16 protein-coding genes are annotated in these 14,184 nt (G+C 68.6%); 6 read left to right on the top strand and 10 right to left on the bottom strand.

Translation table 11 applies throughout. The annotated features are described in order from the left end of the window. Window positions 1–28: 28 nt before the first annotated feature. A complete protein-coding gene (locus AC069H_RS13825) occupies window positions 29–583 on the bottom strand; it encodes a cysteine hydrolase family protein (protein ID WP_478232479.1) in 555 nt (184 codons plus the stop codon). 61 nt (window positions 584–644) lie between these two features. Between AC069H_RS13825 and AC069H_RS13820 the strand changes: the two genes are divergently transcribed. Beyond that, on the top strand, window positions 645–2,486 hold the full coding sequence (locus AC069H_RS13820; protein WP_478232478.1) for a glycoside hydrolase family 5 protein: 1,842 nt from the start codon (window positions 645–647) through the stop codon (window positions 2,484–2,486). 5 nt (window positions 2,487–2,491) lie between these two features. On the opposite strand, the gene AC069H_RS13815 is transcribed toward AC069H_RS13820, so the two are convergent. Next, a complete protein-coding gene (locus AC069H_RS13815; protein ID WP_478232575.1) occupies window positions 2,492–2,839 on the bottom strand; it encodes a VOC family protein in 348 nt (115 codons plus the stop codon). Further along, window positions 2,817–3,386: a PadR family transcriptional regulator gene (locus AC069H_RS13810; RefSeq protein ID WP_478228941.1), complete on the bottom strand. Its 570-nt coding sequence runs from the start codon at window positions 3,384–3,386 to the stop codon at window positions 2,817–2,819. The genes AC069H_RS13815 and AC069H_RS13810 overlap by 23 nt, the downstream gene beginning before the upstream one ends. A 123-nt stretch (window positions 3,387–3,509) precedes the next feature. On the opposite strand from AC069H_RS13810, the gene AC069H_RS13805 reads away from it, so the two are divergent. Beyond that, window positions 3,510–3,893, top strand: coding sequence for a nuclear transport factor 2 family protein (locus AC069H_RS13805; RefSeq protein ID WP_478232477.1), 384 nt, complete (start codon window positions 3,510–3,512; stop codon window positions 3,891–3,893). Between the two features lie 778 nt (window positions 3,894–4,671). On the opposite strand, the gene AC069H_RS13800 is transcribed toward AC069H_RS13805, so the two are convergent. Continuing rightward, window positions 4,672–5,328, bottom strand: coding sequence for a DNA alkylation repair protein (locus AC069H_RS13800; RefSeq protein WP_478232476.1), 657 nt, complete (start codon window positions 5,326–5,328; stop codon window positions 4,672–4,674). Between the two features lie 317 nt (window positions 5,329–5,645). Between AC069H_RS13800 and AC069H_RS13795 the strand changes: the two genes are divergently transcribed. Both AC069H_RS13795 and AC069H_RS13790 read left to right on the top strand, forming a co-directional pair. Continuing rightward, window positions 5,646–6,047, top strand: a complete 402-nt coding sequence (locus AC069H_RS13795) for an STAS domain-containing protein (protein ID WP_478232475.1) — start codon at window positions 5,646–5,648, stop codon at window positions 6,045–6,047. A gap of 22 nt (window positions 6,048–6,069) precedes the next feature. Then, entirely contained in the window at window positions 6,070–7,314 is a 1,245-nt protein-coding gene (locus AC069H_RS13790; RefSeq protein ID WP_478232474.1) for a PucR family transcriptional regulator, read from the top strand. A gap of 27 nt (window positions 7,315–7,341) precedes the next feature. Here AC069H_RS13790 and AC069H_RS13785 read toward each other — a convergent pair whose 3' ends face one another. Then, window positions 7,342–7,635, bottom strand: a complete 294-nt coding sequence (locus tag AC069H_RS13785) for an STAS domain-containing protein (protein WP_478232473.1) — start codon at window positions 7,633–7,635, stop codon at window positions 7,342–7,344. A gap of 144 nt (window positions 7,636–7,779) precedes the next feature. Then, the gene (locus AC069H_RS13780; RefSeq protein ID WP_478228935.1) at window positions 7,780–7,971 is read right to left on the bottom strand and encodes a DUF2795 domain-containing protein; all 192 of its coding nucleotides are present in this window, start codon (window positions 7,969–7,971) and stop codon (window positions 7,780–7,782) included. A gap of 118 nt (window positions 7,972–8,089) precedes the next feature. Between AC069H_RS13780 and AC069H_RS13775 the strand changes: the two genes are divergently transcribed. Continuing rightward, window positions 8,090–9,028 carry a universal stress protein gene (locus tag AC069H_RS13775; protein WP_478232472.1) on the top strand — a complete coding sequence of 313 codons (939 nt, stop codon included), beginning with the start codon at window positions 8,090–8,092 and terminating at the stop codon, window positions 9,026–9,028. 10 nt (window positions 9,029–9,038) lie between these two features. Here AC069H_RS13775 and AC069H_RS13770 read toward each other — a convergent pair whose 3' ends face one another. Continuing rightward, on the bottom strand, window positions 9,039–9,398 hold the full coding sequence (locus AC069H_RS13770) for a hypothetical protein (protein ID WP_478232471.1): 360 nt from the start codon (window positions 9,396–9,398) through the stop codon (window positions 9,039–9,041). A gap of 70 nt (window positions 9,399–9,468) precedes the next feature. Here AC069H_RS13770 and AC069H_RS13765 point away from each other — a divergent pair, with 70 nt between their 5' ends. Beyond that, window positions 9,469–10,557 carry a carboxylate-amine ligase gene (locus tag AC069H_RS13765; protein WP_478232470.1) on the top strand — a complete coding sequence of 363 codons (1,089 nt, stop codon included), beginning with the start codon at window positions 9,469–9,471 and terminating at the stop codon, window positions 10,555–10,557. Window positions 10,558–10,648: 91 nt separating this feature from the next. Here AC069H_RS13765 and AC069H_RS13760 read toward each other — a convergent pair whose 3' ends face one another. From AC069H_RS13760 to AC069H_RS13750, 3 genes are all read right to left on the bottom strand, one after another. Then, window positions 10,649–11,095, bottom strand: coding sequence for a DUF6098 family protein (locus AC069H_RS13760; protein ID WP_478232469.1), 447 nt, complete (start codon window positions 11,093–11,095; stop codon window positions 10,649–10,651). A 151-nt stretch (window positions 11,096–11,246) separates the two neighbouring features. Beyond that, on the bottom strand, window positions 11,247–12,170 hold the full coding sequence (locus tag AC069H_RS13755) for an alpha/beta hydrolase (protein WP_478232468.1): 924 nt from the start codon (window positions 12,168–12,170) through the stop codon (window positions 11,247–11,249). After that, a complete protein-coding gene (locus tag AC069H_RS13750; RefSeq protein WP_478232467.1) occupies window positions 12,157–14,181 on the bottom strand; it encodes a CocE/NonD family hydrolase in 2,025 nt (674 codons plus the stop codon). Before AC069H_RS13750 ends, AC069H_RS13755 begins: the two co-directional genes overlap by 14 nt. Window positions 14,182–14,184: the final 3 nt, after the last annotated feature.

The following is a 14,184-nucleotide window of genomic DNA, read 5'->3' as shown; positions in this document are numbered from 1 at the left end:
CCATATCCGAGCGATCCGGTCTCGCGATTTATTCGCCGCCGACGAGCCACTCCGCGCACGCGACGACCTCGAAGCCCCGGCTCGGGAACACCTTGTCGACGAAGAAGCCGTGTATCTCCGAATCGCCGTCGGCGCAACCGTCGCGCAGCACGGTCACGTGATAGCCGCGGTCCGCCGCGTCGTAGGCCGTCGCGGCCACCATGGCGCTGGTCGCGACTCCGGCGATCGCGACCGTGTCGACGCCCCTGGCGCGGAGCACCAGATCGAGATCGGTGCCGGCGAACGCGCTGGCACGGCGTTTCAGCACGACCACGTCCTCGTCGGCGACCGGCAGATCGATCTCCGTCCCGGCCGAACCCTCGTGGAAGGTGTCCCCCACCTCGTGGAACGTCTTGAACAGCGCGTTCCCGGGCGGCAGGTCGGCCCCGTTGCCGCGGAGTGCGAAGTGGACGAACACGACGAGCGCGCCGCCCGCACGCGCACGCGGCAGCAGACTCTTGATCGGCGGCAGGACTGTTCCGGTGAACGGGTAATTCCCCGTGATACCTCGCTGGAGGTCACCGATGATCAGCGCGGTGGTCATGCACGGAAGCTACCCGATCGTCCGTATACAACCGGCCGCGCGACTGGCTAGCCTCCGGCGGGTGAGGATCAAGAGTGTGCTGCTCGCCGTCCTGGTGACCGCCGGAATCGTGATTCCCCCGCCCGCCGTCGCCACGGCGGACCCGTCGGCTTGGGTGGCGCCGCTGAGCACGCGCGGCCGCTACATCGTCGACGCGGCGGGCGACCGGTTCAAGCTGAAGGCCGCCAACTGGCACGGCGCGAGCGGTACGTGGACCGGCTCGGGCGACGTGAACGATCCGGCCGCGCACCACGCCGGTGAGATCGCCTACCAGACTCCGCTCGGGCTGGACCGGGCCTCGATCGACACGATCATCGACGGGCTGGCGGAGCTGGGCCTGAACAGCGTCCGGCTTCCCTTCTCCAACGCGATGATCCACGACACCAGGCCGGTCCCCGACCTCCCGGCGAACCCGGAGTTGCGCGGCCTCACTCCGCTGCGGGTCTACGACCGCGTCGTCGCGCGGCTGACCACGCGCGGGTTCGCGGTGATCCTCAACAACCACACCACGACCTCCCGCTGGTGCTGTGGCCTCGACGGCAACGAGCGCTGGAACACCGCGCAGACCGAACAGCAGTGGCAGGACGACTGGCTGTTCATGGCGCGCCGCTACGCCGCGAACAAACGGGTGGCCGGCGCCGATCTGTACAACGAGGTCCGCCGCAACGTCTTCGACGATCCCAATTGGGGCTGGGGAAACGGCACGGACTGGCAGCGCGCGAGCCAGCGGGTGGCCGACCGCATCCTGACCGAGGCCAATCCCGACCTGCTGCTCATCGTCGAGGGCATCAACTGGACCGGCCTGCCCGTGGACGGCCTTCCCCACGGAAGGCCGACGCTGGAGCCTGCCCGCACGCTCTCGCATACGCTCGTGGACTCCGGGAAACTGGTCTACGCCGCACACTTCTACGGGTACACCGGTCCGAACCATTCCGGGGCGACCGGCACCGGCGAGACCCACGACCCGCGCTACCGCGACCTCTCGCCGCAGGAACTCCGTGATGTCCTTTACCGGCAGGCGTTCTTCGTCTCGGCGGAGACCGGCAAGCACTACACCGCGCCGCTCTGGATCAGTGAGTTCGGCGAAGGACGTCACACCACAGACGCGGCGAGCCGAGCCTGGTTCGAAAACTTCGTCGGCTACCTCGCGGAGACCGACACCGACTTCGCCTACTGGCCCGCTGTCGGCTTCCACGAAGGCAGCACGGGCAACGGCTGGTCCTTGCTCTCGTGGGACGCGGCCGGCCGACGCGTCGACGTGCTCGACGGCACGGACTGGCGTGGCCCCGCGTGGCGACGGCTGGTGAACGCGCCATCCCGCTCCGGACGGATCCCCGAGACCGAACGCTGGTCGATGCTGAACCTCGACTACGCGGATTTCCAGGCCTCGCGCAAGGTTCGCGCGATGACGGACTGGAATCCGGGCGCGCGCAAGGGAGCCTGTCCCGACGGCCAGCGCCTCACCGGTCTTTCCCATACCGGGAACCGGGGCCTCTGCACCGGCAGGCTCGCCGCCCCGGCGGGTTACGTCGTGGTCCGCGGGGAGACCTATGTGGACATCGACTGGGCGTCCGGCTACACCAAGGTGCAGTGCCCGCCCGATCACGCCGCGGTCGGCTACAGCGTCACCGGCGCGGCGTTCTCCGCACTCCTGTGCGGCGGATCCACCACTCCGCTCGGCCGGACCGGCCGGACCGTCTGGTTCGACCGCGGTGACAACCGGCCGTCCGGGAGCCCCGGCGGCGACTTCGCGTCGGGCCACTACAAGGGCCAATGCGCTCCGGGCGAATACGTCGCCGGTGTCGCGTACACCGGGCGCGTCGGCTCGAATCGCACTCCCGACGCGCTGCTCTGCCGCGCCTGACGCGTTCAGGCTACGAAGATGCAGAACGGATGCCCCGCCGGATCCGCGTAGACGCGCAAGGGTTCTTCCGGGTCTTCGCTGCGGTCGTACCGGAGCCGCCCGCCGAGTTCGAGGACGCGGGTGTGCTGCGCCTCGAGCTCCTCGACCGAGTCCACGGTCAGGTCCAGGCGCAGTTGCTGAGGCACCGGTTCGGCGTCCGGCCAGCTCGCTTCGTCCAGCCGGTCGACCTGCTGGAACGTCCACACCAGCAGGCGCCGGTAGAACTCCGCCAGCCCACGGGCGTCCGTGCAGTCCAAGACCACCTGACGGAACTTCGGACCCGTTTTCCGGTCAACCAAGCCGATCACCTCCATCACGCCGATCGAGTACCGCGAGAACCGTTTCACACCAACGAATGTTCTCCTGTTCGAACGCGATCCCGCGGGCGAGGGTCAGATACGGCCCGACACGGGGAGCGGTGGCGAGGAACTCCGCTTCGGCGGACTCGCCGAGCAGACGCTCACGAAGGCGCTCGAAGCGTTTGAGCTTCGTCTCGGCGATGGCCTTCCTGTCCGCGACGGCGCGCCGGACCTCCTTGTCGTCACCTGCCTCGAGGGCTTGGACCTGGACCAGCAGCTCGTCGCGGATCGCGGTCGGCTTCGGCACCCGGGTGGTGAATGCGGCGAGCTCGGCCGCGCCCGCGTCGGTCAAGGAGAAGAGCCGCTTGTTGGGACGCCGTCGCTGTTCGACGACTCGCGCCGCCACCAGGCCCTGCGACTCCATTTTGTCCAGTTCGCGGTAGAGCTGCTGTGGTGTCGCGGTCCAGAAGTTGGCGACCGACGCGTTGAAGCTCTTCGCCAGGTCGTAGCCCGAGGACTCGCCGTCCAGGAGCGTCGCGAGGATCGCGTTCCGCAGCGCCATGGCGTGATGATAGTGCCACGCGGATTAGTCGCAAAGTTGATTAGTCACTTTGATGGACAGTGGCGCGATGATCACCTACGCTCGGCGGCATCTACTCAACAAGTTGACTATGAGGAGATCGCCATGCTCACGTTCCGTGAAGCAGTCGAAGCGAAGGACGCCGCCGCGCTCGAGGCATTGCTCGCCGACGACGTGGTCTTCACCAGTCCGGTGGCGTTCAAGCCCTACCAGGGGAAGGCGATCACCGCGGCGATCCTGCGCGGCGTGCTGCGCGTGTTCGAGGACTTCCGCTACGTCCGCGAGATCCACGACGACGCGCACCATGTTTACGAGTTCGAAGCGACGGTCGACGGGCTGAAGATCAACGGCTGCGACCTCCTGACCTTCGGCGCCGACGGCAAGATCACCGATTTCAAGGTGATGGTCCGGCCGCTGCGCGCGGCCGAGGCGCTCGCGGCACGGATGGGCGCCCAGTTCGAGACCATCAAGGCGGACGCGCTCGGCTGAGGCTTCCCGCACTTGGGCCAAGAGCGGCGATCACGCGCGGCGTCCTGCCGTCGCACTGCCCAGCCGCCACTTCTCAACTGTCCACAAGGGACACTTTTCGCGATATGAGCGCCCGATTGGAGTACTTTGCGGGGATTGGGGCGAGGTCGTGAGCGATAAAGAGGGTTATTGAGAGGAAGGGCAAACGTGGCGTGATCGAATCCTGTCACGCGGGCCGTCTTCGCCGGCTTCGTGATGAGATCGCCGCCCTGGGCAACAGGGTTCCGGACTGACTTGCCGGCCGACTCCGGCGTGAAGTGTCCACCTGGGACGCTTCACGCCGATTGTGCGCCCGATTGATGTCCTGATGTCCGCTTCTTGCCGGGGTCGTGAGTGGCAAAGACGGTTAGAACGATCATTGCCGCTCACGACCCCCGCACAAAGCACCCAAATCGGGCACGCGGGGGTGCCTTTGTGTCCCTTGTGGACAGTGGGGTCGCGATCAGCTCGGCAGGCCGTGCCTCCAGCACGCAGCACGCCACATTTGACCTTCCCCTCAATAACCCAATGTCACGCAGCTTAAGTTGATCTTGGGCGAGGTTGACGGGTGTGGTGAAGGGTCCCTTCGCTGCGTCTGATGTGACGAAGGGGCGTCTTCGGCCCTGGTCGTGGGTCGGGTTGGTCGTGAGTGGCGTTTCGGGTTCTAACCCGAAACGCCACTCACGACCCCGCGCACATTCGCCCGAATCGCCCGATTTAAACACTTCGCCTCGAACGGGCGTCCCTTGTGGACGGCGCGTCACGACTGCCGTCGCACCATCTCGGCGATCCAGACGGGAGCGAACGGCGACGTGCAGTTCGGCGGGGTCGGATAGTCCTTGAGCACTTCGAGGCGCTCCCCGATGCCGATCGCCCGGGCACGTTGCTCCGCGTGCTCGATCCCGATCTGCGCCAGGCAGTGGTTCATCGCCCACTGCAGGCGATCCGGCGCGGTCTTCATCTCCGCTTCGATGACGTCGAGCAGCCGGGCGAGGTCGAGGCTCTCGGGCTTCTTCGCCACGCGTTCGGTCGTCAGGGCCCAGCCGGCGCTCGCGACCACGGGGTCCGGATCGGCCGACCACGCCAGGCGCAGCTCTTCGGCGTGCGGGCTCTTCTTGACCACATAGTTCACGAGCCAGTCGTGCACCTTCGGGGTACGCGCCTCACGCACCATGCGGTCCAGCTCGGCGCGGTCGAACGCCTTCGGGCGGCAGATCAGGAGCGCGAGCAGTTTCGCCGCCGTGTCGTCCGTTTCCCACAGCTGGCGCGCGAGCTCCTGCTGGGTTTTCAGCCGCTTCGCGAGCGCACGCAGCTTGCCGAGGTTCACCCCGTGGTCGTCGCCATGCTTCTCGTTCACCTGCCGTGCGCGCGGGTCCTCGAGCGCGGCCAGTTCGGCCATCACCACGGCTGTCGTCATCTCGGCCTCCCGACGTTCAGCCTACGAGGCGTGCCGGGTGGAGGAGCCGGTCGGGAACGGGGAAACCGCTCGCCGGCAGGGTGCCGATCGCCCGGTCGCCGAACTCGCGCCGACGAGATGCACCCCGACCTCGGCCAGGTGGTGGTCGGTGAAGCCCGGGCGTGACGGCCTGCCGGGCACCGCTCACCCGGCGTACCGAGTCACGGGGCTGCTACGGTTGACCCGTCGCGGTTCAGACACCAGCCGCCGGATCCCTTCTTCCGGGTTCGGCCTGTCCACCGGGCAGCGGCCGGCCCCCGTACCGGCAAGGAGTCAACTTGACCGACTACCGCGCTCCCGCTTCTCATCCAGCACCTTCGACTCGGAGATTCGTTTCCTCTCTCGACATTTCGATCACCGCTTCCGCCGATGACACGGTGGTCACCGTATCCGGTGAGATCGACCTCGGTGTCTCGGACGACCTGCGACGGGCGCTGGACGAGGAACTCCGATTCAAGCCGTCGGCGCTGATCGCCGATCTGTCCGCGGTCAGCTTCTGCGATTCGTCCGGCTTCACCGTTCTCGTCCAGATCCGGGCGAAGGCCGAGGAAGCAGGCGTCCCGTTCATCATGGTCACCCAGGAACGGGCCTTGCTGCGTCCGATGGCGCTGCTCGGCCTCGACGCCGTCTTCACCGTGCACCCGACCCTCGATTCGGCACGGGACATGCTCACTCGCTGACCGGCTGCCATGATGGGCGGTTGTGACGAGTGACAAGGGTTCGGGCTTCCGTATCGGCGGCCGTCCACTGGCGGAACGGCTGACCGAAGTCCTGCCATCGCTCGCGAAGACGGTGCTGGCCGAGATCGTCTCCCGGATCCCGGAGTACGGCCTGCTCCCCGCCGAGGAACTCAGCGGCGACATCACGCAGGTGATCGAGCAGAACCTGCGCTCGTTCATCGACACCCTGCGCACCGGGTCCACACCGGCACGCGAGGAGCTCGACTTCCTCCGCGAGTCGGCGGCCCGGCGCGCGGAGGAAGGCATCCCGCTCGACGTCGTGCTCACCGCGTACCACATCGGCATCCAGGTGGTCTGGGCGTCACTGACGCCGGACGCGCGTCCGGAAGAGGTCGCCGACGTCCTGGCCGTCAACGCGCTGACCCTGCGTTACCTGGAGGTGGTCACGCCCGCGGTCGGCGCCGGGTACCTCGATGAGCGACAGACGATGTTCGACGACGAGCGGTCGGCGCGGCACACCGTGCTTTCCGCGCTGCTCGACGGCGAACCCGCGGAGGTCGCGGCGGGACAGGCCGGACTGCGGCTGCCGCCGTGCTACCTCGTCCTCGCGGCGTCGGTCGGGGCACATCCGGACGAGGAGATCGACGGGGTCGACCCGCTGGTCGCCGGGCGACGAAAGCTCCGGCGGCTGCGGGTCGAACTCGAGCGCCAGATCCGGGACACCGTCCTGACCTCGCTCACTCCCGAAGGCGGCATCGCCTTGCTACCGCACGAAACCCCGGCCGGCGAACTGTCCACTCGCGACTGGGCCCGGCTGGAACGTGTCCTCGTCGACGTCGCCAGGACGGCGGGTGCCGAGGTCATCGCCGGGGTGGCCGCCGCTAAACCGGCCGAGGTGCCCGACGCGGCGAAGCTCGCGCAGGACGTGCTCGCGGTCGCCATCGGAGCCGGACGGCCGCCGGGCCTGTACCGCCTCGACGACGTCCTGCTCGAATACCAGTTTTCCCGTCCCGGACCCGCACTCGACCGGCTGGCCTCCAGGCTGGCGCCGCTCGACGGCAACGAGGAGCTCCTGCTGACGCTGGACACCTTCCTCCGCCGGGGAGGGCGACGGCAGACCGCCACGGCCCTGCACATCCACCCCAACACGGTCGACTACCGGCTGCGCCGGATCGCGGACCTCACCGGGCTGGATCCCACGAGGCTCGAACACGTCGCCCTGGTGAGCGCGGCGCTCGCCGCTCGCGCGACCCGAGGCCGTTCTTGAGCCTCTTGTGACACGTCACCAACGACCCTACAAAACGTGAAGGTCCTCGCTGTCGCGGAGGTCGAGCAGCCGACGGGCGGAACGGCACTCACCAGGGAAGATGAAGAGGAGCGTGTGCGTTTCCTCGGCGAGCAGATGCGCTCGTTCGAGCACCCGCATGCCGGTCGTGCCGAAGAACTCGAGTTCGGACAGGTTGAGGATCACCTTGGTACCGCAGCCGTTGAGCCGCTGGCTCAGCATGTCCCACAGCCTCGGCGCGGTGCCGAGATCGACCTCGCCGTTCGCCTTGACCACGGCGGTCCCCGTCGTCGGCCTGCTCACGTGCAGTCGGAGACGTCCCCGACATTCCTCGAGCGCCCGCGGTGCGCGGGAGGCTGAGACTGCGCGCTTGCGGTCAAACGCGCGGGGCGTCGACAGGGAAGTCATATATGGAAGTACCCAGGCGCGTCACCAGGTGAAACCGGCCTACCCCTTCGCGATCTCCTTGTTCACGCCGCTCGGGCCTTCGTACTCCCGGTCGGGAAGGTTCCGCAGCAGGTCGAGCGTCCGGTCGTCGGCGCCGTTGCCCTCGGCGGCCCGGACGAGATCGTCCCTGCCCGCCGGGTAGTCGACGCCCGAGAGGCACTTCTGGATTTCGATCGGGTTCGCGTCGCTCACGGTTTCTCCTCGCTTCCGATGGATTGTCCACTCCGCGTACCCGGCGAGCGACCGGGGAAACGCCGCGCTTGAAGGCCGGGGAAAGCGGGTATCACCAGCGCGTCGGAGGTGATGTTCCATGTCCGCTGCACAGACTGGCACCGGGCCGGTCGTGACCGGTTTCGACGGGTCGCCCGAAGCACGCCGCGCCGTCCGCTGGGCGGTCGCCGAGGCGAAGACCCGCGGCCTCGGCCTGGTCCTCGCGTACTGCACCCATGACCGGCTTCCCCCACCCGGCTCGGACCCTGTCGCGACGCCGCTGAACGAAGCGGTTCCCCAGGCCGCCGACGAAGCGGCCGACGTGGAACCTGCCCGTCGGCAACTCGCTTCGATGGCTGAAGCCCTTAAGCGCTCCGACCCCGGGCTCGACGTCCGCACGGTCGTCCGCGGCGGCATTCCGGAGGAGGTCCTGACCTCGGTCGCGGACGAGGTGGACGCGGCAATGATCGTTCTGGGGGAATCCCACACCGGGTTGTTCACCAGGGCGGTCCTCGGCTCGACCGAATCCGGCGTGACCAAGACCGCCGGCCGTCCCGTCGTGGTGGTGCGCGGGGACGAGCCGCCGCGGGGCGGACCGGTGATCCTCGGTACCGACGGCTCCGCACAGAGCGCTCAGGCGGCGGGGTTCGCGTTCGACTTCGCGGCTCGTCACGGGCTCACCGTGCACGCCGTCCACGTCGCGCGGATGCCGATCTGGGGGCCCGCGAGCGAACCCCTGCTCGGCGGTCCGGTACTTGACCCGGCGCCCGGCCTTCCCCAGGAGGTCGCCGACGAACTCGTCGCCCGGCAGCTCGAACCGTGGCGGGAGCGCTATCCGGACGTCGCCGTGGAGACGGTGCACGGCGTCGGTCCCGCCGCGCAGGCGCTGACCGTGCAGTCCAGTGAGGCCGCGCTGCTGGTGCTCGGCCGGAGCGATCACGGCGATCTCCGGCGCCTGCTGCTGGGATCGGTCAGTGACGACGCGTTGCATCACGCGCACTGCCCGGTGGCGGTGGTCCGCGCCCAGCCGGTCGGCTGAGCACCGAGTGTCACGAAGAGGTCAGTTCTCCGAGTGTTCGCTGGGAAACTCGCAGTTCAGCGGCCAGCAAGAGGCCGCCCGTACGAGCCTGCGCGAGCGCGTAGCCGACCTCGGAGACCTTGTCCCAAGCCTGCCGCGGCGTGTCACCCGCACCCACCCGGCCGGCCAGGAGGCTCTCTTCGAGCTGTTCCTGCAAGCCCGGCAGGACGTTGGCGAGGTCGTCGGCGAGCCGCTGCAACGCCCCGATGGTGCGGCAGAGGTCGGCGGGCGAGGCGGACTCGTCGTCCCGCAGCCTGGTGTACAGGCGGCGCACGACCGTCCCGGCCTGTGCGGCCAGCAGGTACGGCGGCTCTTCCGACTTCGGACTCATGCCCTGAAGTACCCCGTCCACGACCTGCGAAAACAAGTTTGTGCCGAACGAGCCGGGGGTATCAGCGGCTGTGAACAAGGACGTACTCACCTTCGGAGTCGAGGAAGAATTCTTCGTAGTGGACCGGGCCGGTCACCTTTCCCCGACAGGCGGCGCCGTCGTCGACGCCGCGGACGAAGAACAGGGCGAACTCCAGCAGGAGCTCACCCGCTCCCAGGCCGAATCGGCCACCGGCATCTGCACGACCCATGACGAGGCGGAGCGACAGCTGTCGACGATGCGGGCGGAACTGGCCGAGGCCGCCGCCCGGCGGAGCTGCCGCCTGCTGCCCAGCGGCAGCGCACCGCTCGCGGAGACGGCCTTGCCCGCCATCACCCCGAATCCGCGTTACGAACGGATGTCCGAACATTTCGGGGCGACCGCCCGGACGTCGCACACCTGCGGCTGTCACGTCCACATCGCCGTCCCCGACCGGGAAACCGGGATCCGGGTGATCAACCGCGTCCGGCCCTTCCTGCCCGCGCTGCTGACCGTGACCGCCAATTCCGCGATCTGCGACGGGTACGACACCGGGTACGCCAGCTGGCGGTATCAGCAGTGGAACCGCTGGCCCTCGGCAGGCTCGCCGCCGCTGTTCACCTCGCTGGACCACTACGAAAGCGTCGTCGACGCCTGGCTCCGGGCGGGCGCCATCCTCGATCGCGCGATGGTCTATTGGGACGTGCGGCTTTCCGAGAAGCAGCCGACCGTGGAGTTCCGGCTCGGCGACGTCGCGGCCACGGCCGGCGAAGCGGTCCTGTTCGGGGTGCTGATCCGCGGGCTGGTCGGCACGATCCTCGCGACGGAGGAGCACCCGCCGAACCTGTCCAACGAGGTCCTTCGGGCGCAGATCTGGCGCGCGTCGCGGGAAGGACTCTCCGGCCGCTGCCCGCATTTCCGGACCGGCGACCTCGCCCCGGCGAGCGACGTGCTCGACGAGGTCGTCACCTTCACGGCCGGTGCCCTCGAAGAGACGGGTGACCGCGATTTCGTCCGCGACGGCTGCGCCCGGCTCGTCGCCGAAGGCAGCGGGGCGGACCGGCAACGGGCCCGGTTCGAGAAACGGCAACGCGCGGAGGACGTCGTGGACCTCCTCGCAGTCCGCCCCGAACTCGCGTGATTGGAGCCGTAACTCGCGTGCTTGGAGGCGGAACTCACGAGTTACGGCTGTACGCACGCGTGTTACGGCTCCAATCACGCGAGTTACGGCGTCAGGTCCGGCCCAGTTCCGGCGGGCGGCGCAAGGGGCCCCAGTCCGCGTCGTGCCGGGCCCTGTCCCGCAACAGATCGCGAGCTTCGCCGAGGACGGCGGTGGAGATCCTTCCGACCGGTTCGGGGTCGGTCAGCAGAGGCTCGTTGTCCGGACCGGAGCCCACGATCCGGCCCGCCAGTACCCAGGGCTTGGTCTCGCGACGGCGTTCGTGCCGGAGGTGGCAGTAGTCGTAAAGCCGCCTGGCCAGCCAGAGTTCGAGTGGCTGATCGCACCACCATGGTTCGGGATCGAGAGGGTTCACCGAGAGTCCCGGCAGTTCCGCGCCGGTGAGTTCGTCCCGGCTCGTGCCGGGGCGATGTTCGGGAGTCGGCGCCCACCGGACGTACAGGCCTTGCCACCGCCGGACCAGCGCGGCGAGTTCCCCCAGTGATTCCAGCTGCTGCATCGGGCGCTCCTGTGCGACGGGTGGACACGGTGACCGGCGCGCCGGCGTCCCTGCCCCGCCGGGGTTGCCCACGCCGGTCCACCTCACGGCCGGCGGACGTACAACCTCGCTGCGCCGGCCGTTGCCTTCCGGTTACCCGCTCTTCACGCGGCTACACCGATTTCACCAGAGCCCGGTCCACGAGATGCGCGATCTCCTCCAGCGCCAGCCTCGCTTCCGGGATCGAGGCCAGCATCCACGCGTGGATCATGCCCTCGTACTCGTGATAGCTCAGCGGTACACCTTGCTCGGTGCACAACGTGTGGAGGCGCCGGGCGTCGGAAAGAAGGACGTCCTTGGTTCCGATGTAGACGGTCAGCGCCCCGAGCCCCGAAAGGTCGCCGAACACCGGGCTGAGCCTGGGATCGGTACGCGGCAACTGGCCACTGTAGAGCCTGGCGGCCTCGGTGAGGCCGGTGAGCGCGAGATACGGGTCGCGCTCGTCCAGCGCGGGTTGCGCCGGATGGCTCATCGTCAGGTCCAGCCACGGCGACAACAGGACCGTCTCCTTGGGCACCGGCCTGTCTTCGTCCCGCAGCGCCTTGGTGAGGGCGAGCGCGACCCCCGCACCGGCGGAGTCCCCCATCACGATCTGCTCCTCCGGGTCGACTCCCGTGGAGAACTCGTCGTACGCGCGACGGACGAACGCTATGGTCTCGGGGCACTGGTGCTCCGGGGCCAGCGGGTAGATCGGCACGGTGACCGAGCAGCCGGCGCGGTCGATCAGCCGTCCGAAGAACCGCCAGTGATCGTGCTGGATCTGGTGCACATAGGCACCACCGTGGAAGTACAGCACTTTCCTGCCGTCCCCGCGGACGCGCGGCTTGATGGTATAGCAGGGTCGTCCGTCCACTTCGGACCGGCTGACGTCGAACCGGCGCCTGATCGAGCGGATCGGCCCCCGATCCCCCTTCGCCTGGCTGCTTTCGATGCTCCGCCGGAAGCGGTCGAGGTCGGCGTAGGTGCGCTTCCGGCCAGTGAGGCGCAGCCACGCGAGCAGCGACTTCGCCGGAAGACTCAGCTTAGACTTGATCACGAGGAACCGTCCGATACCAGTTGCGGGAGAACGTCCTTCGCTCCCCTTCGTATGCGTCGAGCTGTGCGTCGATCACGAACTCGGTGGGAGTGCAGGACACCCGGGTGCGGGTTTCGGACCTCGCTTCCCAGTCACCGCGGGCGAAGGTCATCGACCAGGCCGTCTCCGCCACCGGGGAACAGAAGTCGTCGGCCACCCACGAGTAGCGTTCGAAGACGTTCCTGGTGACGTCGAGATCGATGTCGTCGAACCGCACCTTGCCCTCGTTCTTGACGATGTCGAGCGCGGACCGGTAGTCGATCAGGTCCCGGGAGACGGTCCAGCGCTGCTCAGCGGGCTCGATCTGGGTCGCGGGCAACGGTTCGGTCCCTTCGGGTTCGCCGAACGGCCGTGCCGGGACCTCGTCCGCCTCCGCCATCGGCCGCACCGGCAGTGTGAGCGTGCTCCGTCCTGTGTGGACGGTCACCATCGCCGGTTCCGGTGGCGGCCACGCCAGCGGCCAGTAGGACGACGAGATCGACAGCCGGATGCGGTGCCCGGCGGGGAACGCCTGTGCGACGGCGTTGAGCTCGACGCGCACCCGGTACCGCTTGCCCGGTTCGAGCGGCTCCGGCTCGTCGTGCCCGTCCCGGTGGGTCAGGTTCAGCAGCCCGTAGGTCACGCGCGTGGCCCTGCCGTCCGGGGCGACGTCGGACAGCCGGACGGCGACCTGTGCCACCGGTTTGTCCGCGGAGACCTCCAGGTCCACCACCGGTGAGCCGAGGATTTCACACGGCTCGGTGAGTTCGTCGGTGTCGAAGACGAGCGAGCCGCCGTCCTCCTCCCGCTGGTCGTACGGAAGGTCGGGTGGAGCGCTGTAGGAAGCCCACTTCCCGGCGAACTGGCCGACCGAAAGCGGCGACTCCACCGACAGGTTCTCCACCGGGACCTCCTCGCCAGGACGGGCGATCCGGTGCCGGGCGAGCCGGTGCTCGGACGGGCGCACATGCGGCGAAGGCCAGGTCGGCTCGCCCACCCAGCGGCCGGGACGGTCCTCGTACGAAGTCGACGGTGGCACGCTGTCCTGCATCCAGGTCTGGAGCATCGGCCCGTCCATGACACCGTTCTCGACGTCCTTCAGCCAGTGGTCCCACCAGCGGACCAGTTCCTGCAGATACCCGATGGCGGGGCCGGGCCGTCCGAGATGCGGATACTTGTGGGACCACGGCCCGATCAGCCCGCGCCGGGGCACGTCGAGATTCGACAGCAGCCGCGAGACCGCGTTCGAGTACCCGTCCGCCCAGCCGCTGGAGGCGAGGACCGGCACCTGGACGTCGCTGTAGTTCTCGCAGACCGACGCGTGCCGCCAGTAGTCGTCCCGGCGCTGGTGGCTCAGCCATTCACCGGCCCAGAGGCTGCAATTCTCCAGCCGTTCGTGCCACAGCTCGCGCCACCGCTCACCCGCCAACGCGGGGTCGGGCGGCAACGTGGCGTAGGCGAACATCGTGGAGGCTTCGGCGACGTTGTCCGAGAGCAGGCAACCGCCCATGTAGTGCATGTCGTCGGAGTAGCGGTCGTCGGTGAACGACGAGATCGCGATCGCGGTCAGGCTCGGCGGTTTGCGCGCCGCCACCTGCAACGCCGCGAACCCGCCCCACGAGATCCCCATCATGCCGGTCCGGCCGGAGCACCACGGCTGCGCGGCGATCCACTCCAGGACGTCCTCCGCGTCGAGTTGCTCCCGTTCGAGGTACTCGTCGGCGAGAACGCCCTCCGACTCCCCCGAGCCGCGGATGTCGACGCGGACACAGGCGTAGCCGTGCCCCGCGAGGTACGGATGGTGCACGGAGTCCCGCACCGAGGTCAGGTCGCGGTGGCGGTACGGGATGTACTCCAGGATCGCGGGGACCGGCTCACCGTCCGAAGCGACCGGCCGCCAGATCCGGGCCGACAGCCGGACGCCGTCGGAGACCGGGATCCAGACGTGGTCCTCCTCGGCGATCTCGTACGGCAGCGAAGCCACCGTCCGCATGGG

The sequence above is a fragment of the Amycolatopsis sp. NPDC043887 genome (genome assembly GCF_056435665.1).
Note: the sequence above shows the minus strand (reverse complement) of the source record. Positions and strands in the feature narration are given on the sequence as shown.

Coding starts and splice junctions, on each gene's coding strand:
- AC069H_RS13825 (WP_478232479.1), bottom strand. CDS start 583: ATGACCACCGCGCTGATCATCGGTGACCTCCAGCGAGGTATCACGGGG.
- AC069H_RS13815 (WP_478232575.1), bottom strand. CDS start 2,839: ATGGAGGTGATCGGCTTGGTTGACCGGAAAACGGGTCCGAAGTTCCGT.
- AC069H_RS13810 (WP_478228941.1), bottom strand. CDS start 3,386: ATGGCGCTGCGGAACGCGATCCTCGCGACGCTCCTGGACGGCGAGTCC.
- AC069H_RS13805 (WP_478232477.1), top strand. CDS start 3,510: ATGCTCACGTTCCGTGAAGCAGTCGAAGCGAAGGACGCCGCCGCGCTC.
- AC069H_RS13800 (WP_478232476.1), bottom strand. CDS start 5,328: ATGACGACAGCCGTGGTGATGGCCGAACTGGCCGCGCTCGAGGACCCG.
- AC069H_RS13775 (WP_478232472.1), top strand. CDS start 8,090: ATGTCCGCTGCACAGACTGGCACCGGGCCGGTCGTGACCGGTTTCGAC.
- AC069H_RS13770 (WP_478232471.1), bottom strand. CDS start 9,398: ATGAGTCCGAAGTCGGAAGAGCCGCCGTACCTGCTGGCCGCACAGGCC.
- AC069H_RS13760 (WP_478232469.1), bottom strand. CDS start 11,095: ATGCAGCAGCTGGAATCACTGGGGGAACTCGCCGCGCTGGTCCGGCGG.
- AC069H_RS13750 (WP_478232467.1), bottom strand. CDS start 14,181: ATGCGGACGGTGGCTTCGCTGCCGTACGAGATCGCCGAGGAGGACCAC.